This window comes from Leucobacter sp. UCD-THU (assembly GCF_000349545.1).
Lineage (GTDB): Bacteria > Actinomycetota > Actinomycetes > Actinomycetales > Microbacteriaceae > Leucobacter > Leucobacter muris.
Genome location: NZ_KB714600.1, coordinates 345,579 through 369,432, shown reverse-complemented (window position 1 = coordinate 369,432; position 23,854 = coordinate 345,579). Strand labels below are relative to the sequence as shown.

At 71.5% G+C, this 23,854-nt stretch carries 21 protein-coding genes and 1 tRNA gene; 15 read left to right on the top strand and 7 right to left on the bottom strand.

Annotated elements, in window-relative coordinates; genetic code table 11:
• Positions 1-208: 208 nt before the first annotated feature.
• Genes H490_RS21050 through H490_RS21040 form a run of 3 tightly spaced genes read right to left on the bottom strand, consistent with a single transcriptional unit; the run spans position 209 to position 4,649 of the window.
• Positions 209-2,578 (bottom strand): ATP-binding cassette domain-containing protein, encoded by a 2,370-nt coding sequence (locus H490_RS21050; RefSeq protein ID WP_017883411.1) that lies wholly within the window; start codon positions 2,576-2,578, stop codon positions 209-211.
• Positions 2,579-2,616: 38 nt separating this feature from the next.
• Positions 2,617-3,396 carry a response regulator gene (locus H490_RS21045; RefSeq protein WP_017883410.1) on the bottom strand — a complete coding sequence of 260 codons (780 nt, stop codon included), beginning with the start codon at positions 3,394-3,396 and terminating at the stop codon, positions 2,617-2,619.
• Entirely contained in the window at positions 3,393-4,649 is a 1,257-nt protein-coding gene (locus H490_RS21040; protein ID WP_017883409.1) for an ATP-binding protein, read from the bottom strand. Before H490_RS21040 ends, H490_RS21045 begins: the two co-directional genes overlap by 4 nt.
• A gap of 145 nt (positions 4,650-4,794) precedes the next feature.
• Here H490_RS21040 and H490_RS21035 point away from each other — a divergent pair, with 145 nt between their 5' ends.
• The 4 genes from H490_RS21035 to H490_RS21020 are packed head-to-tail and all read left to right on the top strand — an operon-like array spanning position 4,795 to position 8,944.
• On the top strand, positions 4,795-5,820 hold the full coding sequence (locus tag H490_RS21035; protein ID WP_017883408.1) for a tripartite tricarboxylate transporter substrate binding protein: 1,026 nt from the start codon (positions 4,795-4,797) through the stop codon (positions 5,818-5,820).
• Positions 5,817-6,431, top strand: a complete 615-nt coding sequence (locus H490_RS21030; RefSeq protein WP_017883407.1) for a tripartite tricarboxylate transporter TctB family protein — start codon at positions 5,817-5,819, stop codon at positions 6,429-6,431. Before H490_RS21035 ends, H490_RS21030 begins: the two co-directional genes overlap by 4 nt.
• 1 nt (position 6,432) lies before the next feature.
• Positions 6,433-7,953: a tripartite tricarboxylate transporter permease gene (locus H490_RS21025; RefSeq protein ID WP_017883406.1), complete on the top strand. Its 1,521-nt coding sequence runs from the start codon at positions 6,433-6,435 to the stop codon at positions 7,951-7,953.
• Positions 7,954-7,972: 19 nt separating this feature from the next.
• Positions 7,973-8,944 (top strand): CPBP family intramembrane glutamic endopeptidase, encoded by a 972-nt coding sequence (locus H490_RS21020; protein ID WP_017883405.1) that lies wholly within the window; start codon positions 7,973-7,975, stop codon positions 8,942-8,944.
• A 127-nt stretch (positions 8,945-9,071) separates the two neighbouring features.
• Here H490_RS21020 and aroQ read toward each other — a convergent pair whose 3' ends face one another.
• Positions 9,072-9,512 carry a type II 3-dehydroquinate dehydratase gene (gene aroQ / locus H490_RS21015; protein WP_031289793.1) on the bottom strand — a complete coding sequence of 147 codons (441 nt, stop codon included), beginning with the start codon at positions 9,510-9,512 and terminating at the stop codon, positions 9,072-9,074.
• Positions 9,513-9,635: 123 nt separating this feature from the next.
• Between aroQ and trmB the strand changes: the two genes are divergently transcribed.
• Both trmB and H490_RS21005 read left to right on the top strand, forming a co-directional pair.
• Complete coding sequence (trmB, locus tag H490_RS21010) at positions 9,636-10,382, top strand: tRNA (guanosine(46)-N7)-methyltransferase TrmB (RefSeq protein WP_017883403.1); 747 nt, start codon at positions 9,636-9,638, stop codon at positions 10,380-10,382.
• A 30-nt stretch (positions 10,383-10,412) separates the two neighbouring features.
• Complete coding sequence (locus H490_RS21005; protein WP_017883402.1) at positions 10,413-11,927, top strand: MFS transporter; 1,515 nt, start codon at positions 10,413-10,415, stop codon at positions 11,925-11,927.
• Positions 11,928-12,414: 487 nt separating this feature from the next.
• Here H490_RS21005 and H490_RS21000 read toward each other — a convergent pair whose 3' ends face one another.
• The 3 genes from H490_RS21000 to H490_RS32295 form a co-directional block, all read right to left on the bottom strand.
• Positions 12,415-12,831 carry a rhodanese-like domain-containing protein gene (locus tag H490_RS21000; RefSeq protein WP_017883400.1) on the bottom strand — a complete coding sequence of 139 codons (417 nt, stop codon included), beginning with the start codon at positions 12,829-12,831 and terminating at the stop codon, positions 12,415-12,417.
• A 321-nt stretch (positions 12,832-13,152) separates the two neighbouring features.
• Positions 13,153-14,571 (bottom strand): MBL fold metallo-hydrolase, encoded by a 1,419-nt coding sequence (locus H490_RS20995; protein WP_017883399.1) that lies wholly within the window; start codon positions 14,569-14,571, stop codon positions 13,153-13,155.
• 192 nt (positions 14,572-14,763) lie between these two features.
• Complete coding sequence (locus tag H490_RS32295) at positions 14,764-14,949, bottom strand: hypothetical protein (RefSeq protein ID WP_017883397.1); 186 nt, start codon at positions 14,947-14,949, stop codon at positions 14,764-14,766.
• A gap of 109 nt (positions 14,950-15,058) precedes the next feature.
• Between H490_RS32295 and H490_RS20985 the strand changes: the two genes are divergently transcribed.
• The 9 genes from H490_RS20985 to H490_RS20945 all read left to right on the top strand — a co-directional run bounded on the left by H490_RS20985 (position 15,059) and on the right by H490_RS20945 (position 23,812).
• A complete protein-coding gene (locus tag H490_RS20985; RefSeq protein WP_017883396.1) occupies positions 15,059-15,355 on the top strand; it encodes a metal-sensitive transcriptional regulator in 297 nt (98 codons plus the stop codon).
• Between the two features lie 58 nt (positions 15,356-15,413).
• Positions 15,414-15,486, top strand: a tRNA-Arg gene (locus H490_RS20980).
• 272 nt (positions 15,487-15,758) lie between these two features.
• Positions 15,759-15,914: a hypothetical protein gene (locus H490_RS32290; RefSeq protein WP_193743385.1), complete on the top strand. Its 156-nt coding sequence runs from the start codon at positions 15,759-15,761 to the stop codon at positions 15,912-15,914.
• Between the two features lie 180 nt (positions 15,915-16,094).
• Complete coding sequence (locus H490_RS20970; RefSeq protein WP_017883394.1) at positions 16,095-16,868, top strand: hypothetical protein; 774 nt, start codon at positions 16,095-16,097, stop codon at positions 16,866-16,868.
• A 46-nt stretch (positions 16,869-16,914) separates the two neighbouring features.
• Complete coding sequence (locus tag H490_RS20965; RefSeq protein WP_017883393.1) at positions 16,915-18,162, top strand: cation:proton antiporter; 1,248 nt, start codon at positions 16,915-16,917, stop codon at positions 18,160-18,162.
• The gene (locus H490_RS20960) at positions 18,159-19,841 is read left to right on the top strand and encodes an amidohydrolase (RefSeq protein ID WP_017883392.1); all 1,683 of its coding nucleotides are present in this window, start codon (positions 18,159-18,161) and stop codon (positions 19,839-19,841) included. Before H490_RS20965 ends, H490_RS20960 begins: the two co-directional genes overlap by 4 nt.
• 55 nt (positions 19,842-19,896) lie before the next feature.
• Entirely contained in the window at positions 19,897-21,567 is a 1,671-nt protein-coding gene (locus H490_RS20955) for an arginine--tRNA ligase (protein WP_017883391.1), read from the top strand.
• 26 nt (positions 21,568-21,593) lie between these two features.
• Positions 21,594-22,364 carry a hypothetical protein gene (locus H490_RS20950; protein WP_017883390.1) on the top strand — a complete coding sequence of 257 codons (771 nt, stop codon included), beginning with the start codon at positions 21,594-21,596 and terminating at the stop codon, positions 22,362-22,364.
• Between the two features lie 2 nt (positions 22,365-22,366).
• Positions 22,367-23,812: a serine hydrolase domain-containing protein gene (locus H490_RS20945; protein WP_017883389.1), complete on the top strand. Its 1,446-nt coding sequence runs from the start codon at positions 22,367-22,369 to the stop codon at positions 23,810-23,812.
• Positions 23,813-23,854: the final 42 nt, after the last annotated feature.

Genomic DNA, 23,854 nt, shown 5'->3' with positions numbered 1-23,854 from the left:
TGCGAGACGTTGTCTGCCGATAGGGGTGAGGGGTGCGTTAGCGTGGGGCATGAAGACCTCCGGTTGAGGACGTGTGTGTGGTAACCCACATCCTGCCGGAGGTCTTCTTTAGTCTGCTACGCGTTCACAACGTCCCAAGGAACTACAGCTAGCGGGCTACCCCTCGCCGCGCTCCGTGGGCTGCCGCCGTGAGAACGCTGGCGCGTTCTCACGACGCGGCTACATACTGCGCGAGGTGCTCGCCGGTGAGGGTCGAGCGGGCGTCGACGAGGTCGCGGGGCGACCCCTCGAACACGATCGTGCCGCCCTGCTGACCCGCGCCCGGGCCGATATCGATGATCCAGTCGGCGTGGGCCATGACCGCCTGATGGTGCTCGATGACGATCACGCTCTTGCCGGCGTCGACCAGGCGGTCGAGCAACCCGAGCAGCTGCTCGACGTCTGCGAGGTGCAGGCCGGTCGTGGGCTCGTCGAGCACGTACACGTCGGCGTCCTCGATCATGTGGATCGCGAGCTTGAGCCGCTGCCGCTCGCCGCCCGACAGCGTCGAGAGGGCCTGACCGAGCTTGATGTAGCCGATCCCCACGTCGACGAGGCGCTCGAGGATCTTGGCCGCCTTCGGGATCTTCGACTCGGGCGACGAGAAGAACGCGAGCGCCTCGGCCATCGACAGATCTAGCACGTCGGCGATGCTCTTGCCGCCGAGCGTGTACTGCAGCACCTCGGCGTCGTAGCGCTTGCCGTCGCACACCTGGCACACGCTCTCCATCGTGGCCATCATGCCGAGGTCGGTGTAGATGATGCCCGCCCCCTTGCACTCGGGGCACGCCCCCTCGGAGTTCGCGCTGAAGAGCGCCGGCTTCACGCCGTTCGCCTTCGCGAACGCGGTGCGCACCGGATCGAGGAGGCCGGTGTACGTGGCGGGGTTCGAGCGGCGCGAGCCCTTGATAGCGCCCTGGTCGACCGCGACGACCCCCTCGCGGTTCGAGACGTAGCCGTGGATGAGCGAGCTCTTGCCCGAGCCCGCGACCCCCGTGATCGCGCACAGCACGCCGAGGGGCACGTCGACGTCGACTCCCCGCAGATTGTGCCGGTCGGCCCCGCGCACCTCGACGGAGCCCGCGGGGCTGCGCACGCTCTGCTTGAGTCTCGCGCGGTCGTCGAGGTGCTTTCCGGTGAGGGTGCCGGAGGCCCGCAGGGCGTCGACGGTGCCCTCGAAGCAGATCTCGCCGCCGCTCGTGCCGGCCCGCGGGCCGAGGTCGACCACGTGGTCGGCGATCGCGATCATCTCGGGCTTGTGCTCGACCACGAGCACGGTGTTGCCCTTGTCGCGCAGCTTGAGCAGCAGCTGGTTCATGCGCTGGATGTCGTGCGGGTGCAGACCGACGGAGGGCTCGTCGAAGACGTAGGTGGCGTCGGTGATGGGGGAGCCGAGATGGCGGATCATCTTGGTGCGCTGCGACTCGCCGCCGGAGAGGGTGCCCGTGGGGCGATCGAGGCTCAGGTAGCCGAGCCCGATCTGCACGAAGGAGTCGAGCGTGTCGCAGAGCTTCTCGACGAGAGGCGCCATGCCCTGATCTTCGATGCCCCGCACCCACTCGGCCAGGTCGGAGATCTGCATGGCGCAGACGTCGGCGATCGAGCGCCCGTCGATCTTCGACGAGCGGGCGGTCTCGTTGAGGCGGGTGCCGCCGCAGGCGGGGCAGGCGTGGAACACGATCGCGCGATCGACGAAGGCGCGGATGTGCGGCTGCATCGCCTCGCGATCCTTCGACAGCATCGACTTCTGGATGCGGGGGATCAGGCCCTCGTAGGTGAGGTTCGTGTCCTCGACCTTGATCTTCGTGGGCTCTTTGTAGAGCAGGTCGTCGAGCTGCTGCTCGGTGAAGTCGCGGATCGGCGTGTCCATCGGCAGCAGCGCCGAGAACAGGCGCCCGTACCAGCCGTCCATGCTGTACCCCGGCACCTTCAGCGCCCCGCCCGCCAGGGTCTCGTCGGCGTCGTAGAGCTCGGCGAGGTCGAAGTCGCTCACCGAGCCGCGGCCCTCGCAGATGGCGCACATGCCGCCCAGGATCTCGAAGCTGCGGCGCTCCTTCACCTTCTTGCCGCCCTTCTCGAGCGTGACCGCGCCGGCGCCGCTCACCGAGGCGACGTTGAACGAGAACGCGTTGGGCGAGCCGATGCGCGGCTGCCCGAGGCGGGAGAAGACGATGCGCAGCATCGCGTTCACGTCGGTGGCCGTGCCGACCGTCGACCGCGGATTCGCTCCCATGCGCTCCTGATCGACGATGATCGCCGTGGTCAGCCCCTCGAGCACGTCGACGTCGGGTCGCGACTGCGAGGGCATGAACCCCTGCACGAAGGCGCTGTAGGTCTCGTTGATCAGGCGCTGCGACTCCGCGGCGATGGTGCTGAAGACGAGCGAGCTCTTGCCCGAGCCCGAGACCCCGGTGAAGACGGTGAGCCTGCGCTTCGGCAGCTCGACGCTGACGTTCTTCAGATTGTGCTCGCGGGCGCCCCTCACCCTGATGCGGTCGTGGCTGTCTGCGGGGTGTGCCGCGGTCTGCTGGTCGCTCATGGGGACAGGGTAGCGCGCGCCTCGGACATCGGGCTTCTTCATTCCTGATCGGCGCCGGGCGAGGGCACGAGGCGGTAGAGCACCTCGGGTCTGCCGCGCCTGCCGTAGCGGTGCGCGAGGTCGATGGCGCCCTCGGCGACGAGGTGATCGAGATACCGTCGCGCGGTGGCCCGCGACACCGAGCACCGCTCCGAGAGCTCGGCCGCCGAGAGGGGTGCGACCGGGTCGAGCGCCTCCACGATGCGGGCGAGCGTCACCTCCGAGAGCCCCTTCGGCAGCCGTGACGGGTGCGGGGCGCTCCGCTCCGCTGCGGGCGCCGACGGGCGGGGTACGGGGCGGGGCGGCGCGCCGGGCACGCGGATCCGGCCCGTCGAGAGCAGCCGGTCGATCTCCCCCTGGGCGAGGGGCCGATCCCGCTCGTTCCGCTCTCGCGCCCGCCGCTCGGCGCGGTACACGCGCAGCCGCTCGCGCAGCGCCTCCTGCGTGAACGGCTTCACGAGGTAGCCGACCACGTGGGCGGCGAGCGCCTGCCGCACGGTGACCTGGTCGCGGGACGAGCTGATCACGAGCACGTCGGGGGAGCGCGCGCCGAGCGTGCGCAGCCGGTGCAGCACCTCGACGCCGCTGATGTCGGGCAGCCGCATGTCGAGCAGGATCAGGTCGATGCCGCCGCGGCGGCCCCGCAGCACCGCGGCGTCGCCGGTGCCGGCGGTGCCGGCCAGAGAGAAGCCCGGGGTGCCCGACACGAAGCGGCCGTGCAGCGACCGCGCCCCCGGGTCGTCGTCCACCACCAGCACGCGGATCGTCTCGTCGGTCATCGCCCCATCTCCATCTCGAACGAGAAGCGCGCCCCGCCCCACCGCGACCGGCCGACCTCGATCGATCCGCCCCGGGCGACGACCGCGCGGCGCACGAGATCGAGCCCCACGCCGCGACCGACGCCCGCCGGGTCCGGCTTCGACGAGAAGCCCCGGCCGAAGATCCGCTCGGCCTCCCGGAAGTCGACGCCCGGCCCGTCGTCCTCCACCGCGCCCAGCAGACGGCCGCCGCGCTGCGCGAGCGCGCAGCGCACCCGCGACGCACCCGCCTCGCCCGAGTTGCGGCACAGGTTCGCGATCACGAGCAGCGCGTCGCGGTCGATCTCGTCGGTCACGTCGATCTGGGTCTCGAGGCGCGCCCCGAGGGCCCCGAGCTCGGCGCGCAGGGCCTCCGCCGTGGCGCGCAGCAGCGGCTGCCCCGGCAGCACCTCGTCGTCGGTGCCGCCCGCCAGCACGGGCGCGGCCCCCTCGATGTAGTCGAGCGCCTCCCGCGTGTCGCCGTGCGAGACGAGCCCGTGGATGACGTGCAGCCGCGTGTGGAACTCGTGCGTCTGCTCCCGCAGCGCCGCCGCCGTGCGGCTCACGCGCTCGTGCTCGCGCGCGGCCTCGTCGAGGCGGCGGAAGCGGCGCTCGAGCGCCGCGGCGAGCAGCGAGCTCGCGAGCGTGCCCAGCACGACCGCGCCGAGCGCCCACGGCAGCAGCAGCCCGAGCGCCTCGTCGCGCTCCGCCGAGATGTGCGACTCGAGTATGCCGACCGAGAGGGTGCCGGTCACGCCGCCGTCATCGTCGTGCACCGGCACCTTCGCGCGCAGCGTGGGGCCGAGCGTTCCGGTCTCGGTGCCGAGGAACTCCTCACCGGCGAGCACCGCCGAGTTGTCGGTGGAGACCCTCCTGCCGCGCTCGTCGGGGGTGGGGTGCGTGACGCGGATGCCCTCGGTATCGGTGATCACCACGTAGTCGACGCCCGCGGCGTGCTCGACGACGTCGGCGAGCGGCTGCAGCTCGGCTGCGGCGAGCGCGCGCAGCTCGGCGCTGCCCACGCCCGCCGTCGGCCGCAGCGCGTCGCGCACCTGGCTCAACCCGGCCAGGGTGGTCGCCACCTCCCGCACCCGCTCGCCCGTCGCGGTGCGCACGCTGCGCTCCTGCACGGAGATCGCGATCGAGGTCGTGAGGCCCACCGAGAGCAGCACGATGAGGCTCGGCAGCAGCAGGATCGCGAGGCGCATCGCGAGCGGTCTGATCCGGATCGCCACCGCTCCCCCCCTCCGCACGGCCACACTGCCGAGTCGTGAGCATCAAAGAGCACAAACCCCTGCCGCGAGGGTGCTCCGGCCTGCTTCTCTGTACATTCTAGTAATCGCGGTCAGAGACAACGGAGTCGCCACGAAGGAGTGAACAATGACGGCAGTATCGACGGAGCCCGAACGGCAACCGTCCTCGCGCAGACGGTCCGGGTGGATCGCGCGGCTGATCGGAGGGGCGATCGCGGTCGCCGCGATCGGCGTCGCCTCGTCCGGCTCGATCAGCTCGGCGGCGCTCGGATCCGACATCCGCAACTCGATGACGATCATCGCGCCCGCCGCCGCGGGCGGCGGATGGGACGGCGTCGCCCGCGAGATGCAGCAGGGCATGAAGGCCAACGGCATCGTCAACAATGTGCAGGTGGTCAACATGCCCGGCGCGGGCGGCACGATCGCGCTCGGCAACCTCTCGGTGCTCTCGGGACAGCCGAACAACATCCTCGTCGGCGGCACCGGCCTGCTCGCCGCGACCATCCAGTTCGACTCGGCCGCGACCCTCGACGACGTGACGCCGCTCGCCACGATCGTCGAGGAGTACGATGTGATCGTCGTGCCCGCCGACTCCCCGTACGAGACGCTCGACGACCTGGTCGAGGCCTGGCGCGACGATCCGAAGGCCCTCCCCTGGTCGGGCGGAGGTTCCTTCGACCAGCTCGTCGTCACCGACCTCGCGCTCGCCGCCGGCGTCCACCCGATCGACGTCACCTACATCCCCTCCGACGGCGGCGGCGAGGCCATCCAGGCCATGCTCAACGGCACCGTCTCGGCGGCGGCGGGCGGCTACCCCGACAACATCGATCAGATCGAGTCGGGTCGGCTGCGCGCACTCGCCCTCGTGGCGCCGGAGCGTGTGGACGGCATCGACATCCCGACCGCGGCCGAGCAGGGCTACGACATCAGCCTCACTAACTGGCGCTCCCTCTCGGCCCCCGCCGGGCTGAGCGGTGAGGATCGCGAGGCGCTCGTCGAACTGGTGCTCGAGACGCTCGACACCCCCGAGTGGGCCGACGCGATGACCCGCTACCACTGGACCGAGAAGGTGCTCACGGGCGACGAACTCGACGCGTTCCTCGTCGAGGAGCACGAGCGCATCGCGCAGCTGTACGAGGAGATGGACCAATGACGCATTCGAACAACCCCACCGCGGTCTCGGCGGTCGTGGGAGAGGAGCTCGAGCTCGGCAGGGCGAATCCCGACGCCGCGCTGCTCAAGCAGCTCATCATGCCGGCGATCCTGCTCGCCTTCGCCACCTACCTGCTCGTCGGCATCCTCACGATGCGCGTGCCCGAGGGCGTCGTCTTCCCCGGGCCGCAGTTCTTCCCTGCGATCATCGCGGGCGGCCTGTATCTGTTCGCGGTGCTGCTGATCGTACGCGCCCTGCGCGAGCGCGCCGAGGCCTTCGCCGGGCTCGAGCGCTCGGCCGCCGAGATCGAGCTGCTCACCGACGAGGAGATCGCGGCGCTCGACGACGGCGGGGCGAAGCGCGTGGGCGTCGACTGGGGGTCGCTCGCCTGGATCGTCGCCTCGTTCATCGGCTTCGCGCTGCTGCTGCCGGTGCTCGGCTGGGTCGTCGCTGCGGCCCTGCTCTTCTGGTGCGTCGCGTGGGCGTTCGGGTCGCGGCGCCCCGTCTTCAACCTCGTCGTCGGCCTGACGGCGAGCTCGATCGCCTACATCGCATTCGACATGCTGCTCGGCCTCACCCTGCCGTCCGGCGTTCTCGGCTGGGGGTTCTGACATGGATACGCTGCAACTGCTCGCCGAGGGCTTCGCCGGGGCCCTGACCTGGCAGAACCTGCTCTGGGTGGTCATCGGCTGCCTGCTCGGCACCGCCGTCGGAGTGATGCCCGGACTCGGTTCGTCGATGGCGGTCGCCCTGCTGCTGCCCGTCACCTTCGCGCTCGAACCGACCGCCGCCTTCATCATGTTCTCGGGCGTCTACTTCGGCGGCCTCTTCGGCGACTCCACCATGAGCATCCTCATGAACATGCCGGGTCAGGCCTCGGCCATCGCCTCCACGTTCGAGGGGCACAAGATGGCGCTCGACGGCAGAGCCGCCCAGGCGCTCGCCACGGCCGCGATCGGCGCGTTCACCGGCGGCTTCATCGCCTCCATCGTGGTCGTCTTCATGGCGCCCGCGCTCGCCGACTTCTCGACCCAGTTCGGGCCCGCCGAGTTCTTCGCGCTGGCGCTCTTCGCCTTCGTCGCGACCTCGTCGGTGGTCACCGACAACCCCGTGAAGGGTCTCTCGTCGCTGTTCATCGGGCTCGGGATCGCAGTGATCGGCGTCGACGGCATCTCGGGCGCGCCGCGCTTCACGATGGACTCGCCCAACCTGTTCGACGGCGTCTCGCTCGTCACGGTGACCGTCGCGATCCTCGCACTCGGCGAGGTCATCTACGTGGCGTGCCTCGAACGGCACATCGGCGGCGGCAAGCTCATCAAGCCCAAGGGCCGCCCCTGGCTCTCGGGCCGCGAGTTCCGCGAAGCGATGCCCGCCTGGCTGCGCGGCACCGCGATCGGCCTGCCGTTCGGCGTCGTGCCGGCCGGCGGATCCGAGATCCCCACCTTCCTCGCCTTCGGCCTCGAGAAGAAGCTCGACGCGCGCCGCAAGAACCCGCAGTTCGGCAAGGGAGCGATCCGCGGCCTCGCCGCCCCCGAGGCCGCCGGCAACTCCACGACCGGCATGGCGATGGGCGCCCTGCTCGCACTCGGCCTGCCGATCTCGGCGACCGCGGCGATCATGCTCGCCGCCTTCCGCCAGTACGGGCTGCAGCCCGGCCCGCTGCTCTTCGAGCGCTCGTCCGAGCTGGTGTGGGCGCTGCTCGCGAGCTTCTTCATCGCGATGATCGTGCTGCTGATCCTCAACCTGCCCTTCGCGATGGTCTGGGCGAAGCTGCTGCTGATCCCGAGGCCCTACCTGTACGCGGGCATCACGATGGTCTGCGCGCTCGGCATCTACGCCACCTCGGGCAAGACCTTCGACCTCATGCTGCTGCTCGCGGTCGGCCTCGTCGGATTCGTGATGCGGGCCGTCGACTTCCCGCTCGCGCCGCTCATCATCGGCATGGTGCTCGGCCCCCTCGCCGAGACCAGCCTGCGCGACGCTGCGATGAGCGCCAACGGAGACTTCTCGGTGCTCGTGCAGGGGGCGATCCCGATCACGCTCTACGCGCTGCTGCTGCTCGTGATCGCGTTCGCGGTGCGCGGCAAGGTGGTCGAGCGGCGGCGCGCGAAGGCGCTCGCCCGGGTGGGCTGAGGGCGCTAGCCTGAGTGGCATGCGAAGCGCGACGGTCGGAGCCGGGGTGAGACCCGGGCCGGCCGTCGCGGCCGTGCTGACGGTGCTCGCGGCGCCCGCCTTCTTCGTGGCCGAACTGCCGCTGCTCGGGATCGCGCTGCTCGCGGGCGGCCTGCTCGTCGCGTGGGCGGTGTCGCGGGGCGGGGCGGGGGCCGTGCCTGTGGCGGGGGCCGCGTCTCGGGCGGGAGTCGGAGCCGGGCCGGTGGCCGGTTCCGGGGCGACGGCCGCTCCTGCCGGGCCGGCGTTCCCCGCGGGCGACGGACGGGGATCCGGCTCCGCAGCCCGCCCGCCGAACCTGCTGCGCGATCTCTCGCTGATCGCGATCGGGCTCCTGATCGTGCGCACGATCCCGCTCGCCGCCGAGCTCGACGACTGGTCGATGGTGAAGTTCACCATCGCGCTGGGCGGGGCGGTCGCGGTGCCGTACGCGATCTCGCGGTGGGTGTACCGGGACCGCGCCACGGCGTTCCCCTGGAGAGGCGGAGGGCGCTGGGGGCGGATCCACTGGAGCTGGCTGATCGCGGTGCTGGTGCTGGGCTGGCTGATCCTGCCCTGGTACTTCATCAGCTCGGGCGTCTACCTCAACTGGCCCGAGGTCGACGATGCCGATCTCATCGCCAGGCTCTTCATCGGCGTCGGGGCCGTGGGCATCTGGGACGAGCTCTTCTTCATCTGCACCGTGTTCACGGTGCTGCTGCGGCACTTCCCACCGTGGCTCGCGAACGTGCTGCAGGCGATCGTGTTCGTGTCGTTCCTGTGGGAGCTCGGGTACCGCTCGTGGGGGCCGGCGCTCACCGTGCCGTTCGCGCTGGTGCAGGGCTGGATCTACCTGCGCACGCACTCGCTCGCCTACGTGGTAACCGTGCACCTGCTGTTCGACGCGGTGGTGTTCGCGGTGCTCGTGCACGCCCACAACCCGCACCTGTTCGACGTGTTCGTGACGGTGCCGTAGCGGGTCGCGGGCGCCTCTCCCCGTCGAGCCGGCCTGTTCGTATCGAGTCGGCCTACGATTCACGCGAATTTCGGGCCGGCTCGATACGAACAGGCCGACTCGATCCCGCGTATGGGGCGGACGCGGATCAACCCGCGGTGAGCGCCGCCAGGCGGCGCACCGCGAACTCGTAGCCCTGCACCCCGCAGCCCACGATCACGCACTGCGCGACGCCCGAGATGTAGGAGTGGTTGCGGAACTCCTCGCGAGCGTGCACGTTCGAGATGTGCACCTCGGCGACCGGCAGCGCGACCGCCGACAGGGCGTCGCGCAGCGCCACCGACGTGTGCGTGAAGGCGCCGGGGTTGATGACGATCGCGGCGCAGTCCTCGCGGGCGGCGTGGATCGCGTCGATGAGCACACCCTCGTGGTTGCTCTGCAGCGCCCGCACTTCGAAACCGAAGTCGGAGGCCACGCGCGACACGAGCGCCTCGACGTCGGCGAGCGTCTCGTCGCCGTAGATCTCGGGCTCGCGCGTGCCGAGCAGGTTGAGGCTCGGGCCGTTCACCAGGAGAAGTCGTCTGGTCATGGTGCGTTCCCTCCGCGTCGACGTGTGCACCCATGGTACCGCCGGGGTGTTTCGAACGCGTGTCGATCCTCGCCCCCCGCGGCGCCTCGGCGCCTCCCGGGGGCGGTGGGCTACCGTAGACGGGTGAACGACCAGCAGCCCCTGCCTCACAAGAGCTTCGACCCCACCACCTTCCGCGACAAGCCCGTCTCGTTCGTGCGCCGCAGCGGCCGCATGACGCCGTCGCAGGTGCGCGCCTGGGACGAGCACCGCGCCAAGTACGTGCTCGACATCCCGCACGGCGCCGCGGCGACGAGCGTCGCCGACGGCGTGACGGGAGATCCCGAGCAGATCTTCGGGCGGCGGGCGCCGCTCGTGGTCGAGATCGGTTCGGGCCAGGGACACGCGATCCTGCACGCCGCCGAAACCCGTCGCGACACCGACTTCCTCGCGATCGAGGTGTTCCGCGCGGGCCTCGCTCGCACCATGATCCGCGCCGAGCTCGCCGCGCTCGACAACCTGCGCCTCGCCGAGGTCAACGCCCCCGAGCTGCTCGAGAAGTACCTGCCCGAGGGCTCGGTCGACGAGATCTGGGTGTTCTTCCCCGATCCCTGGAAGAAGGAGCGCCACAAGAAGCGGCGCCTCGTGAGCGCCGACTTCGCCCGCATCGCGCACCGGGCGCTGCGGCCGGGCGGGGTGCTGCGCCTCGCGACCGACTGGGAGGACTACGCCGAGCAGATGCGCGACGTGCTCGACGCGGCGCCGGGCTTCGAACGCGACTTCGCGGGGGAGTGGTCGGATCGCTTCGACGGGCGCGTGCTCACCGCCTTCGAGCAGAAGGGCGCCGAGAAGGGGCGCGAGATCCGCGATCTCGCCTATCGGCGCGCGTGAATGTCGGGGGTCGCCTCTAACATGTGAACCATGAGCGAATCAGGCCCCTCCCTCTCGCAGCGTCTCGACGCCCTGCCCTTCACCCGCAAGCACGGCCGCGTGCTCACGGGGTCCGGGCTCGGCTGGGCGCTCGACGCCATGGACGTGGGCCTCATCTCGTTCATCATCGCCGCACTCGTCGAGCACTGGGGCATCTCGAAGGGCGAGAGCGGGCTCATCGCCTCGGTCGGGTTCCTGGGCATGGCGATCGGCGCGAGCCTCGGCGGCCTGCTCGCCGACCGCCTCGGCCGCCGACAGGTGTTCGCGATCACGCTGCTCGTCTACGGCGCGGCGACGGGCGCCAGCGCCCTCGTGGGCGGCATCGCGCTGCTGCTCGTGCTGCGCTTCTTCGTGGGCCTCGGCCTCGGCGCCGAGCTGCCGGTCGCGTCGACCTACGTGAGCGAGTTCGCGCCCGCGCGCATTCGCGGCAGGCTGATCGTGATCCTCGAGGCGTTCTGGGCCGTGGGCTGGACCGCCGCGGCGCTGATCGGCTACTTCGTGGTGCCGGCGTCCGAGAACGGGTGGCGCTGGGCGTTCGCGCTGGGGGCGATCCCGGCCGCGTACGCGCTCGTGGTGCGCTGGGGGCTGCCCGAGTCGCCGAGGTGGCTGGCCGGGCGCGGGCGCACCGCCGAGGCCGAGCGCATCGTCGAGCAGTTCGAGGCCTCGGCGCGATCCGGGCGAGCGGCTCGCCCTGGGACGACGGATCCCGCGGAGCCGGCACCCCTCGCCGAGCCTGCGGCCGAGACGGAAGCGGCGGCCGAGACCGGTGCGGCGGCAGCGCCTTCGGCCGAGGCGGCTCGGGATCGCGCCTCGCTCGCCCAGCACGCCGATGTCCCCGATTCCACCGCCTCGAGCCCCGGCGCTGCGGGCCGCCTCGCGCCCGCGGCGGCGCAGCGGCTCGGCTTCGGCGCCCGGGTCGGCGCGCTCTGGTCGGCCGAGTTCCGGCTGCGCACCGCCTCGATCTGGCTGGTCTGGTTCTGCGTGAACTTCGCCTACTACGGAGCGTTCATCTGGATCCCGAGCATCCTCGTCGACGCCGGCTTCGACCTCGTGCGCTCGTTCGGCTTCACGCTGATCATCACGCTCGCGCAGCTGCCCGGCTACGCGGTCGCGGCGTGGCTCATCGAGGTGTGGGGGCGCAGGCTCACCCTGTCGCTGTTCCTGATGGGGTCGGCCGTGTCGGCGGTGATGTTCGGAACCGTGCACGCCGAGGGAGCGATCATCGCTTCGGGCATGGCGCTCTCGTTCTTCAACCTCGGGGCGTGGGGCGCGCTCTACGCCGTCACACCCGAGATCTACCCGACGTCGCTGCGCGGCACCGGCGCCGGGTGGGCGGCCGGGGTGGGGCGGATCGCCTCCATCGTCGCCCCGCTGCTCGTGCCGATCATGCTCGTCGCCGGGGGAGCGGGGCTCACCTTCGCGGTGTTCGCCGTGTTCTTCGTGGTCGCGGCGGGCGCGGCGTGGGGGCTCGTCGACCGGCGCGGTCAGGCGCTCGACGACCGCTAGGGCACCGAAGCTCCGTCGCCGGGTCGTCGAGCCGTCGGGTTGCTGGGCCGTCGGGTCGCTGGGCCGCCGAGCCGCCGGGCCGTCGCTCTGTTGGGCCGCGGAGTCGCCGGGTCGCGGGGCCGCCGGCCTGTCGGGCCGCCGGGCTGCCGAGCCGCCGGTCATCAGGGGGTCGCTGGGGTCCTGATCCGGAGCCCCGCGCGCACGCAACAGCACCGATCGACGCTCGCGCACCCCGAATCGGAGAGTCGAGGTGCGCGAGCGTCGATCGGTGCTGGAGGAGCGGAGGCCGGGTGTCAGCGCGGGCAGCGGCAACGCTCGGCGGCGGGCACCCCGGCCAGAGCCTGCTCGACGTGCTCGCCGCAGCCCACCCAGGTCGGCTTCTCGCAGTTCTGGCAGCTCACTCGCTGGCACATGGCGGTTCTCCTTCGGTCGGGGCTCCGCGATCGCGGATCGCAGCTTCCATTGTGGGGGCTGTCGCCGCGATGCGCTATTCGGCGACGATCGGCAGACCGGTCGCGGCCGAGGCCTGCTCGACCGAGCCGAGGTTCGCGACGCTCGTGAACCCGGCCTGCTCCAGCAGGGCGACGGCCTGGCCGGAGCGATTGCCCGAGCGGCAGTAGACGAGGTACTCGGCGTCGGGGTCGAGGCTCGGGATCGCGGCCTGCACCTCGCCGCCGGCGAAGTCGATCAATCGGGCGCCGTCGAGGTGGCCGGTCGCGAACTCCTCGGGCGTCCGCACGTCGAGCAGCACGGTGTCGGCGCTGAGCTCGACGGAGGGACCACCAGGCTCTGCGGCGGCTGGTGCGCACGCGGTCAGTCCGACGGTCAGGGCGGCGGCCGCGAAGGGCAGGGCGATGAGCGGCCGGGCGGCGCGCAGGGTGTGCAGGAGGGTGCTGCGGGACATGGGGTTCCTTTCGGCGGGTGGGCGGGCGGCAGATAGGCAGGTAGGCGGACAGGGGGGGGCGGGATAGCGGTCGCGAACGGCCGAGCAGCGGTCGTGCGCAGCCGGAGGCGGAAGGCGGGGCGCCGCGTCGAGAACGGCGCCCGCCAGGGTTGGAGCCCCCAGGGCGTGTCTCGCGGCTCCTTGCCTACTGCGCGCGCCTGTTCGAGGCGCCTCGCTGCGTTGTCGTCGTCAGATCTACAACCCGGCAAACCGTCCTCCTCCGCCTTGCGAAGCACCCCGCCCAAGCGCTGCTCGCGACGGCAACGATCTGCGAGACACGCCCTAGGCGACGACGGGGTCGTTGCCCGGCACCGCGGCCCAGCCGAGGTAGCTGCCGTCGAGCTCGACGACGTCGTAGCCCTCTCGACGCAGCGCACTCGCGGTCACGCTGCCCCGCACACCGCTCTGGCAGTAGGTGACGATCGGACCGGTGCCCCTCTCGGGGAGCCGATCCCGCTGCCACAGCACGCGGCCGCCCGAGAGCTGGGCCGCACCGGGCAGGTGGCCCGCCGCGTACTCGGTCTTGTTGCGCACGTCGAGCAGCATGGCTCGCTCGATGTCGTCGAGCTGCTCGGGCCGCACGAGGGGCGGTCGCACGAGCTCGAGGCCGTCGAGCGACGTGATGAAGCCGCGCACGGTGTCGATGCCCACGCGCACCAGGTGGTCGCGCATGATCTCGGCCTCGGTGCGCGAACCGCTCAGCAGCACGAGCGGGCGCTGCTCGGTCTCGGGGTCGTAGACCCAGGCGCCGTAGCTCGCCGCCTTCGCGATGCCGGGGATGTTGAGCGAGCGCGGCACCGTGCCCTCGTGCACGTCGTGGTGATGACGGGTATCGACGAGGATCGCTCGCTCGGCGGCGAGCTCGGCGGCGAGCCGGTCGGCCGCGTATTCGACGAGTTCCGGCGCCTCGCCGAGGATGGCGGGGCCGATCCTGTTCTGCATCTTCATGCGGCCGAAGTAGGCATGGGCGTCGGGCTGCCCGCTCAGCAGCTCGTCGACGAAGCCCTGTTCGTCGTCGGCGGCGAGGTAGGGCGCCCACCACGAGAAGTTGCGCTCGTAGCCGACGGTCGACGACGGGATCGAGCCGAGGGATCTGCCGCACGCCGAGCCCGAGCCGTGGGCGGGCAGCACCTGCACGTAGTCGGGCAGGGTGAGGAAGCGGTCGCGCAGGCTCGCGAAGAGATCCTTCGCGCCCTGGAAGCGGGTGTCGACGCCGCCGGCGGCCTCGTCGAGCAGGTCGGGTCGGCCGAGGTCGCCGACGAACACGAAGTCGCCCGTGAGTAGGAAACCGGGTTCGTCGGTCTGCGCGCCGTCGGTGACGAGGAACGACAGGTGCTCGGGCGTGTGGCCCGGGGTGTGCACGGCCTCGACGGTGATGTTGCCCAGCTCGATGCGGTGCCCGTGCTTCATGCGCACCGCGCCGTCGAAGTCGGGGCCGTAGGTCCAGTCGGGTCCGCCCTCGTCGCTGACGTGCACCTGGGCGCCGGTGCGATCGGCGAGCTCGCGGGTGCCGGAGAGATAGTCGGCGTGGATGTGGGTCTCGGTGACGGCGGTGATCGTCATTCCGTTGGCGGCCGCGAGTTCGAGATACACGTCGATGTCTCGGCGGGCGTCGACCACGACGGCCTTGCCTCTGGCCTGGCAGCCGATGAGATAGCTCGCCTGCGCGAGATCCTCGTCGTAGATGCGTTCGAGCAGCATGGTGCCTCCTGGGGTCGTCGGGCGTGTCAGCCGCAGTGGCAGCGGTCGGTCTCGGGGACGCCGGCCAGGGCCTCCTCGATGTGGTTGCCGCAGCCGGCCCAGGTGGCCTTGCCGCAGTCGGGGCAGGTGGTGCGTGCGCACATGATCGGTGATCCTTTCGGGTGGTGGGGGATTCGGTGTCGGTGCTGCGGATCAGCGGCCGAACAGGCGCGAGAGCAAGCCGCCGCGAGAGGCCTGCGCGGCCTCGGTCTCGGCCCTGCTGTGCGTGCCGCCGCACCAGTCGTTCCTGGGCACGGAGGCTTTGACAGCCGCGACGTGCTGGCCGCAGCCGGCCCAGGTGGTCTTGCCGCAGACGCGGCATCGGGTGGGGCGGCACATGGGGTGTCCTTTCGCGGAAGCTAATACCCCTGGGGGTATCCTGTGATAGAGAAAATATACCCCACGGGGTATCCTGGCTGTCAAGTCAGATTTCGAATGGGAGAGCGACATGAGTGATGCGAGCATCGAAGAGGGGGCCGTCTTCGGCCACGACCCCGAGGCCAAGCGCAAGGTCGTCAACCGGCTGCGCCGGGCGCAGGGGCAGCTCGCGGCGGTGATCGACGCCGTCGAGGGAGACGCGCACTGCCGCGACGTGGTGCAGCAGCTCGCGGCGGTCTCGAAGGCGCTGGATCGTGCGGGCTTCCTGGTGATCTCGTCGTCGCTCAAGGAGTGCCTCGCCAACCCCGGCGCCGAGGGCGCCCCGCAGCCCGACGAACTCGAGCGACTGTTCCTGTCGCTCGCCTGAGGGGGTGGCACGGGCGGCCTTCCGAAGTGCGCTAGGCTAGTCGCGGCTGCCCGTGCTCGCCTCCGTAGCTCAGGGGATAGAGCGCCGGTTTCCGGTACCGTAGGTCGGGGGTTCGAATCCCTCCGGGGGCACTGCAGCCTGGGCCTCCGCTGTTTCGGCAGTGGGGGCCTTTCTCATGCCGGCGCTGCAAGATCGGTGGCCCATGCAGTAGGCCGAGGCCGCAGTACCCGTGAAAGGATAGAGCGCCCGACACAGTGGGGGCATGACGGCGCCGCTCGCGGCACCCGGATCCCGCAGCGCAAGGTTCGGGCTCTCCGCCTTTGTCACCGTGCTCGCCCTCTGGGGTCTCATGGTCGCTGCGGGATACGGAGGATACTTGCCCTCCGGAGCCCGAGAAGCACTCGTGCCCATCGCAGCGGGCGCTTCCTATATCGCCGGTGTGACTCTCGCAGTCGTGTTGCGCGTGCGGAAGGAACCGCGCAAGCCGGCGATCATCACGCTCGTGCTGCTCTTCGCCGGACCTCTGCTGTTCTTCCTGCTGGTCCTCCTCGTCCGGTGAGGATACCGGCTCGGTATCGGCTGAAACTCGGACGTAGTGTTTCGGCTCCTGCTGGGCCACGCGAGCGGCGCACGCGGCTGGGCGGAAACTCCCAGCCGGCCCCGCCGCGGCGCGCACGGGCGGATATGCTCGGCTCAGGCGGTGCGGCCGGCGCACCGGGCTGCGGAGGGCGAGGCCGACATGACCGATGTGAACGAGACGGGGGCACTCGCGCCCGCGGACGCGGCGCGCGGATCCCGTCGCCGTCTGGGTTTCTGGGTGCTCGTGGGAGTGCTCGCGGTCTCGGGTGTCGCGATGGCGTTCATCGTGCTGTTCGGCTTGGCGGAATCGCAGGCGTTCTCGCTCACGTGGCGCATCTTCGTCGCCGACATCTACCTGATCGCGTCGCTCGCGGCGCAGCACGAGTGGCTGAAGCGCACCATCTGGGTGGGCACCGCGGTGTCGTTCGTGTTCGGCGTGCTCGTGGTGTTCTGGCCCGATCAGGACTACTACCGCAACTGGGACGCCGACTACGAGGACCTGGTGCGCACCCCGTTCGGCGTGATGAGCGATCTCGGCAACGCGCTGCACATCATGCTCGTGGCGCTCGTGCTGCTGGGCTTCATCTCGCTCGGGTACCGCTACCTCAGGGGCGAGCGCGTGCTGCGCATCATCTACGTCGCGACGTTCGCCGCCGGTCTCGTGGCCGCGGGCCTCTGGGCGGTCGAGGCGGTGGCCCGCACCTGGTTGGACACCCCCGTGCAGCTGGGCCTCACGATCCTCGCTCTCACCGCGGCCGCGATCGTGATCATCGCGGCGCTGGTGCAGCGCAAGGCGTGGAAGGATCGGCAGGCGTCGGTTCCGGATCCCGCGCGCCTCGCGCACGGGGCGGCCGGAGGGCGGATCGACGATCCTGAGCTGCGGGCTCTCGTGCGCCGATACGTCGACGAGTATCTGGAGGAGCGGGGCCGCTGAGCGCACGACGGCGGGCCGCGGTGCTGGAATCCTCTAGGGTTGGCTCATGACCGGCCTCATCATCGGAGCGATGATCGCAATCCTGGTGTGGTCGCTGCTGAGCGATCGGCTGCGTCGCAGCCACGTCACGGGACCCGTGGCGATGGTGCTGTGCGGGCTGGCCGCGGGGCTCGCGCTCTCGGGCGAACTGGTCGCCGGGCTCAACACCGACCTCGCCGAGCGGACCGTCGAGCTCATCCTCGCGGTGATCCTCTTCGTCGACGCCACCGAGGTGCGGGGAGGCTTCCTCGCCGGCGAGCGGAGCATGGTGGCCCGGCTGCTCGGGATCGCGCTTCCGCTGTCGCTGGTGCTCGCGGTCGGCTGCGGGGTGCTGCTCATCGGGGGCTCCTCGCTCGTGGTGGTGGCGCTCATCGCACTCATCGTGATGCCGGTCGACTTCGCCCCGGCCGGCGAGATGCTGCGGGATCGGCGGCTGCCGAGGCGTCTCCGCCAGAGCCTCGTGGTTGAGAGCGGATATGCCGACGCGATCCGATCGCCCCTCTTCGCCGTGGCACTGATCGCCGCCCAGGCGCCGGCGCAGGGCGGGTCGCTGCTCGACGTGGTGGAGCACGCCGTGCCGGAGATCGGCTTCGCGCTGCTCATCGGCGTGGGTGCCGGCTTGCTGGCCGGTTGGCTCGCGCGAGCGGCCGTCGCGCGGGGGTGGGCCTCGGCGCACGGCATCCGTCTCGGCACGGTGCTGCTGCCGATCATCGTGTACGCGGGCGCCACGGTGGTGCACGGCAACGGTTTTCTCGCCGCGTTCCTCGCCGGCATCGCCTATAAGAGCGTGCGGGTGCGGCGGGAGCCCTCCGGCGACGAGGTGCTGCGCGACGAGGTGTCGCTGCTCGACGAGATCGGTGCGTTGTCGTCGCTCATCATGTGGTTCGTGTTCGGCGCGGCGGCGTCGCTCGTGTTCCTCGCCCCCATCGAGTGGGCGTACCTGCTCTACGGTCTGCTCGCACTCACGCTGCTGCGGGCTCTGCCGGTGCTCGCCGCCTTCCTCGGCAGTCGCGCGAGTCGCCGGGAGCGTCTGACACTCGGGGTGCTCGGGCCCCGAGGCACCTCGACGATCATGTTCGGTCTGCTCGCGTTCAATGCGCTCGACGGCGCGGCGGCGAACACGGCGCTGTACGTGATGGTGGTCACGGTGCTCGGCAGCGTGCTGCTGCACGGCCTCCTCGGGGTGCGGCTCGTGGGAGCGCTCGGGTGGGGCGATCGCCCGGAGGCCGCCGTGCGGAAGGAGCATTCGCGATGACGCGCAGCACCGATGAGCCTGCGTCCCGGACGGTCGACGCGGTCTTCGAGAACGGCTGGATCCACACCGGCCTCGGCGATGGGCCGCGCGCGGGCGGGATCGCGGTGGGCGGCGGGCGCATCCTCAGCTGTGACGCCGAGGAGGTGGCGCGCCTCGCCCCTCGCGCCGCGCAGCGCATCGACCTCGACGGGCGGCTGCTGATCCCCGGCTTCCAGGACGCGCACGCGCATCCTGTGATCGCCGGTACGGAGCTGCTCGGGTGCGACCTGTCCGACTGCCCCGACGCCGAGGCCGTGCTTGCCGCCATTCGCCGCTACGCCGAGGCGCACCCCGAGCGGTCGTGGATCATCGGTGCGGGATGGTCGATGGACGCGTTCCCCGGCGGCACTCCCACGCGGGATCTGCTCGACGCCGTCGTGCCGGATCGTCCCGTGCTGCTCGAGAACCGCGACCATCACAGCGCCTGGGCGAACACGCGCGCGTTCCTCGCGGCGGGCATCGACGAGACGACGCCCGACCCGCGCGACGGGCGCTTCGAGCGGGAGCCGGACGGCACGCCCGCGGGCACGGTCCACGACGGCGCGATGTTCCTCTTCGACGCGGTGCGGGCGATGCCGACCGAGGAGGACGCGTACGCCGGCCTGCTCGAGGCCCAGCGGCGCATGCTGGCGTTCGGGGTGACGGCGTGGCAGGACGCGGCGGTGGGCAGCCTCATGGGCCGACCCGACACGCTGCCGGTCTACCTGCGGGCCCTCGAGCGGGGCGCCCTGCTCGCCCGGGTGCGCGGGGCGCAGTGGTGGGATCGCACCTCCGGCGTCGCGCAGCTCGCAGGGCTGATCGAGCGCCGCGACGCGGTGGCGGCGCTGCACCCGGCCGAGCGGTTCTCGCTCGGCACCGTGAAGATCATGGTCGACGGCGTCGCCGAGAGCCGCACCGCCGCCATGCACGGCCACTACCGCGACCACGCGGGAGCCCGGACCGACAGCACGGGCATCGCGTTCTTCCCACCGGCGCAGCTCGCCGAGTTCGTCGCCGCGATCGCCGCGAGCGGCATGCAGGTGCACTTCCACGCCCTCGGCGACCGCGCGGTCACGGACGCGCTGGACGCGCTGGAACACGCTGCGCGTAGCAACGGCGATCGGGGCCTGCGCCACCACCTGGCCCACCTCGAGACGGTGGCGCAGCCCGACCTCGCGCGCTTCGCGGAGCTGGGGGCGACGGCGAACCTGCAGCCGCTGTGGGCGGCGCACGACCCGCAGCTCGACGAGCTGGTGATCCCGTTCCTCCCCGACGGCGTCGAGCAGACGCTCTACCCGTTCGCGGCCCTCGCCGGTGCCGGTGCTCCGCTCGCCGCGGGCAGCGACTGGCCCGTGTCGTCGCCCGACCCGATCCAGGCGATCCACGTCGCCGTGAACCGCAGGCGGCCGGGGTCGGCCTCGGCGGCGCTGGGCGAGGCGCAGGCGCTCACCGTGGGGCAGGCCGTCAACGCGTACACTTCGGGCACGGCGCGGGTGAACCACCTCGACCACGTCACCGGCCGGCTGCGGGCCGGCCGCCTCGCAGATCTCGCGGTGCTCGATCGCAACCTCTTCGCGATCAACCCCGAGGAACTGCACACCGCGGTGGTCGACGAGACCTGGATCGACGGGCGCCGGGTGTACTCCCGTCAGCGGGGCTGAGCGCCGGGCCCGCCCCGGCGGAGCCATCGGTCGCGGCCGACTAGACTGGACGCTTGTGACGCCACAAGAACTCGCCAGCGCCCTCGCCCGCATCCTGACCGATATCGTCGCCGCCCGCGGCGCCGACATCGAGGTCACCGAGCAGGACACGCAGGTGGAGCGGCCCAAGAACCGCGAGCACGGCGACTGGGCGTCGAACGCCGCCATGAAGTTCGCGAAGCGGATCGGCGCGAACCCGCGCGAGCTCGCCGAGGAGATCTCGGCGCGCGCCGCCGAGATCGACGGCGTGGCGAAGGCCGAGATCGCCGGCCCCGGCTTCATCAACATCACCCTCGACGCCGCCAGCGCGGGTGAGACCGCGCGCCGCGTGGTCGAGCAGGGCGAGGCCTACGGCCGCGGCGACGCGCTCGCCGGTCAGAAGATCAACCTCGAGTTCGTGAGCGCCAACCCCACCGGACCGCTGCACATGGGTCACACCCGCTGGGCGGCGCTCGGCGATTCGACGGCGCGCGTGCTGCGCGCGGCCGGTGCCGAGGTGACGAGCGAGTACTACATCAACGATGCGGGCGCGCAGATGAACAAGTTCGGGCGCTCGGTGCTGGCCGCCGCGCTCGGCGAGGAGGCTCCCGAGGACGCCTACCCGGGCGAGTACATCCAGTCGCTCGGCGCCCGCGTGCGCGAGCAGCTCCCGGGGCTCGCCGAGCTCGCCGCGAGCGACCGCGACGCGGCACTCGAGCAGGCGCAGGAGCTCGGCTACCAGCTGCAGCTCGCCGAGATCAAGGATTCGCTCGAGCGCTTCAACGTGCACTTCGACGTGTTCTTCTCGGAGCGCACTCTGCACGCGCCCGCCGAGGGCGGCGGCAAGAGCCCCATCGAGTCGGCGATCGACCGCCTGCGCGAGCAGGGCCACGTGTACGACGAGGACGACGCGGTGTGGGTGCGCACGACCGCCTTCGGCGACGACAAGGATCGCGTCTTCACGCGCGGCAACGGCGTCTTCACCTACTTCGCGGCCGACGCCGCCTACTACCTGTCGAAGATGGATCGCGGCTTCGGCGAGAAGATCTACCTGCTGGGCGCCGACCACCACGGCTACATCGGCCGCCTCACCGCCATCGCCGGTGCCGCGGGCGACGACATCGAGACCGACATCACCGTGCTCATCGGGCAGCTCGTCAACCTCAACGGTGCGCGCCTGTCGAAGCGAGCGGGCAACATCATCGAGCTCGACGACCTGCTCGAGTGGCTCGGCAGCGACGCGCTGCGCTACTGGCTGGCCCGCTACCCGGCCGACTCGCCGCTCGCCCTCGACGGCGAGAAGCTGCGCAGCCGCACGAACGACAACCCGGTGTTCTACGTGCAGTACGCGCACGCCCGTACCTGCGCGGTCGACCGCAACGCGGCCGCCGCGGGTGTCGACCGCAGCGCGTTCGCGCCCGAGCTGCTCACGCATCAGACGGAGGCCGAGCTGCTCGGCAAGCTGCAGGAGTACCCCGGCATCGTGGCGGGCGCGGCCGAGCTGCGCGAGCCGCACCGCATCGCCCGCTTCCTCGAGGAGCTCGCCGCGGCCTACCACCGCTGGTACGACAACTGCCGTGTGATCCCGATGGGTGAGGAGCCTGTGGAGGATCTGCATCGCACGCGGCTGTGGCTGAACGACGCCGCCGGCCAGGTGCTGCGCAACGGCCTCGACCTGCTCGGCGTCTCGGCCCCCGAGCGGCTCTGACGCCGGCACGGATCGGAGCCGCGAGGATGAGCGAGCGGGAATCGCGCTGGTGGCCGAGGCTGCTGGGCGTGGTGGTGGCGGTCGTGCTGTTGGGCGGTGCGGCCGAGGTCGCGCTGCGGCTGATCGTGCCCGACACGATTCGCGGCGCGGCTCGCGTCGGCCTCGGGCTGACGGTCGATCACCCCGTCGAGGTCTCGATGGGCGGATCGGCGCTGCTGAACGCGTTCCGCGGCGGGGTGGGCGATGTCACGGTCACGGTGCCGGACGCGCCGCTCATCGAGGGCGTCAAGGCCGACGCGACGGTGCACGCCTCGCTCGTGCCGTTCAACCCCATGGTCGGTGAGATCCGCGATGCGTCGGTGTCGCTCAGGGTCGACCGGGATCAGCTCGGTCCCGTGGTGAATCTCGTGACCCAGGGCGTCGCGCAGACCGGCGAGGTGCGGGACGGCTCGCTCGTGGTGGGGCGCTCGATCGAGATCTTCGGTCAGGAGGTGCCGCTCTCGGCGTCGCTGGGGGTCGCGGTGGCCGGCGCGGGTGAGATCGAGATCGAACCGCGCGGCGTCACCGCGGCCGGGCTCGATCTCAGCACCGAGCAGCTGGCGCAAGCCGCAGGCGGGCTGCTCGACCCGCTGCTGCAACCGCAGGTGCTGTGCGTGCGCGATCAGCTGCCCCGGGGCGTCGCGCTCACGGGTATCACGCTGTCGAGCACGGGATCGGCCACGATCAGCGCCGACCTGGCGCCCGGCATCGTCTCGGACGAGCGCGAGCGCCTGAATGGCAGCTGCAGCGAGGAGTAGGCGTGACGGCGTTCACCGGTGCCGCTGAGCGGTCGCTCGAGGCGGCCTTCGAAGCGCACGATCTCGGGCTCGCGCCTGCCGCGGTCGCGGCGGTGTTCGACCGGGACGGGGTGGTCGCCTGGAAAGCCGCGGGTGCTCCGAGCGGCCCGGCCAGCACGGCCGACCGCGGCACCGTCTTCCGCGTCGCCTCGATGTCGAAGAGCTTTCTCGCCGCGGCGGCCCTGAGCCTGCGCGACGAGGGACTGCTCGACGTCGACGCCCCGCTCGATGCCTGCGTTCCGGGCGTCCGCCTGCTGCTCGACGGCGAGGAGCGGCGCGTCACGATCCGGCAGCTGCTCACGAACTGCTCGGGCTTGCCCGAGGACAACGCGTGGGGCGACCGTCGGCTCGGCGACTCCCGGCAGGCGATCGCGGGCCTCGGCCGCGCAGGCCTGCGGCTCACCGCGGAGCCGGGGGAGACGTACCAGTATTCGAACCTCGGCATGTCGTTCGTCGGGCGCGCCGTCGAGGCGGTCACGGGCGAGACGGTGGAAGCGGTCGTCGCTGAGCGCCTGCTGCGCCCGCTCGGGCTCGACCGGACGCGATACGTCGCCCAGGAGTACGGCGCGGGATCGGCCCTCGCGCTCGGCTACCGCACCTTCGACGACGGGCGGAGCTTCCAGGAGGAGCCCTACGTCGGCCACGGCGCGCTCGCCTGCATCGGCGGGCTCTTCAGCACGGTCGACGACATCGCGACCTGGGCGGCGTTCCTCGCCTCCGGTTTCTCGGCCGAGCCGCTTCGCCCCGAGGTGCTCGCGGCGGCGACGCGGCGCGAGATGCAGCGCATCCACACGCCGTTCGGGATCCGCGAGGCCCGCCCGCACCGCGATCTCGAGGCGATCGGCTACGGCGTGGGGCTCACCGTCGAGCACGATCGCCGCTTCGGCAGGGTCGTGCAGCACTCCGGCAGCCTGCCCGGCTTCTGCTCGCACATGCGGTGGCACCGGGCCAGCGGGATCGGCGCGGTGGTCTTCGCCAACTCCGAGGGTTTGGGCGCCGAGTCGCTCGCCGCGCGCGTGCTCTCCGAGGTGCTGGCGGGGCACGAGGCCTCGCCACCGCTCGAGACGGTGTGGCCGGAGACCGCCGCCGCTGCCGAGCGCGTCGACGCCGCGTTGCGGGCGGGGCTGCCGGTCGAGAGGATCGCCGACGTGCTCGCCGAGAACGTGCTGCAGGACGAGCCCGCTGCGGTGCGCCGCCGCAGACTCGGCGAGGCGCTCGAGCGCACGGGACCGGTGCGCGTCGAGCAGGCCCCCTTGAGCGGGAGGGCGGTCTCATCGGCAGACCCCGCCGAACTGCGCTGGGCGGTCGAGTGCGAGCGGGGCCGGCTCGTGTGCGACGTGCGCCTCATCGGCCTGCACGAGCCTCTCGTGCAGCAGCTCGCCGTCGCGGTCGAGGATCCGCGAGGCTGAACCGGCGCCCGGGTCGGGCGCGAGCGGCCGGCCGCGGAACGA

Coding starts and splice junctions, on each gene's coding strand:
- aroQ (WP_031289793.1), bottom strand. CDS start 9,512: ATGACCAGACGACTTCTCCTGGTGAACGGCCCGAGCCTCAACCTGCTC.
- H490_RS21020 (WP_017883405.1), top strand. CDS start 7,973: ATGCGAAGCGCGACGGTCGGAGCCGGGGTGAGACCCGGGCCGGCCGTC.
- H490_RS20960 (WP_017883392.1), top strand. CDS start 18,159: ATGACGCGCAGCACCGATGAGCCTGCGTCCCGGACGGTCGACGCGGTC.
- H490_RS20985 (WP_017883396.1), top strand. CDS start 15,059: ATGAGTGATGCGAGCATCGAAGAGGGGGCCGTCTTCGGCCACGACCCC.
- H490_RS21050 (WP_017883411.1), bottom strand. CDS start 2,578: ATGAGCGACCAGCAGACCGCGGCACACCCCGCAGACAGCCACGACCGC.
- H490_RS21005 (WP_017883402.1), top strand. CDS start 10,413: ATGAGCGAATCAGGCCCCTCCCTCTCGCAGCGTCTCGACGCCCTGCCC.
- H490_RS20970 (WP_017883394.1), top strand. CDS start 16,095: ATGACCGATGTGAACGAGACGGGGGCACTCGCGCCCGCGGACGCGGCG.
- H490_RS21000 (WP_017883400.1), bottom strand. CDS start 12,831: ATGTCCCGCAGCACCCTCCTGCACACCCTGCGCGCCGCCCGGCCGCTC.
- H490_RS20965 (WP_017883393.1), top strand. CDS start 16,915: ATGACCGGCCTCATCATCGGAGCGATGATCGCAATCCTGGTGTGGTCG.
- H490_RS32295 (WP_017883397.1), bottom strand. CDS start 14,949: ATGTGCCGCCCCACCCGATGCCGCGTCTGCGGCAAGACCACCTGGGCC.
- H490_RS21030 (WP_017883407.1), top strand. CDS start 5,817: ATGACGCATTCGAACAACCCCACCGCGGTCTCGGCGGTCGTGGGAGAG.
- H490_RS21025 (WP_017883406.1), top strand. CDS start 6,433: ATGGATACGCTGCAACTGCTCGCCGAGGGCTTCGCCGGGGCCCTGACC.
- H490_RS21045 (WP_017883410.1), bottom strand. CDS start 3,396: ATGACCGACGAGACGATCCGCGTGCTGGTGGTGGACGACGACCCGGGG.
- H490_RS21035 (WP_017883408.1), top strand. CDS start 4,795: ATGACGGCAGTATCGACGGAGCCCGAACGGCAACCGTCCTCGCGCAGA.
- H490_RS20950 (WP_017883390.1), top strand. CDS start 21,594: ATGAGCGAGCGGGAATCGCGCTGGTGGCCGAGGCTGCTGGGCGTGGTG.
- H490_RS20995 (WP_017883399.1), bottom strand. CDS start 14,571: ATGCTGCTCGAACGCATCTACGACGAGGATCTCGCGCAGGCGAGCTAT.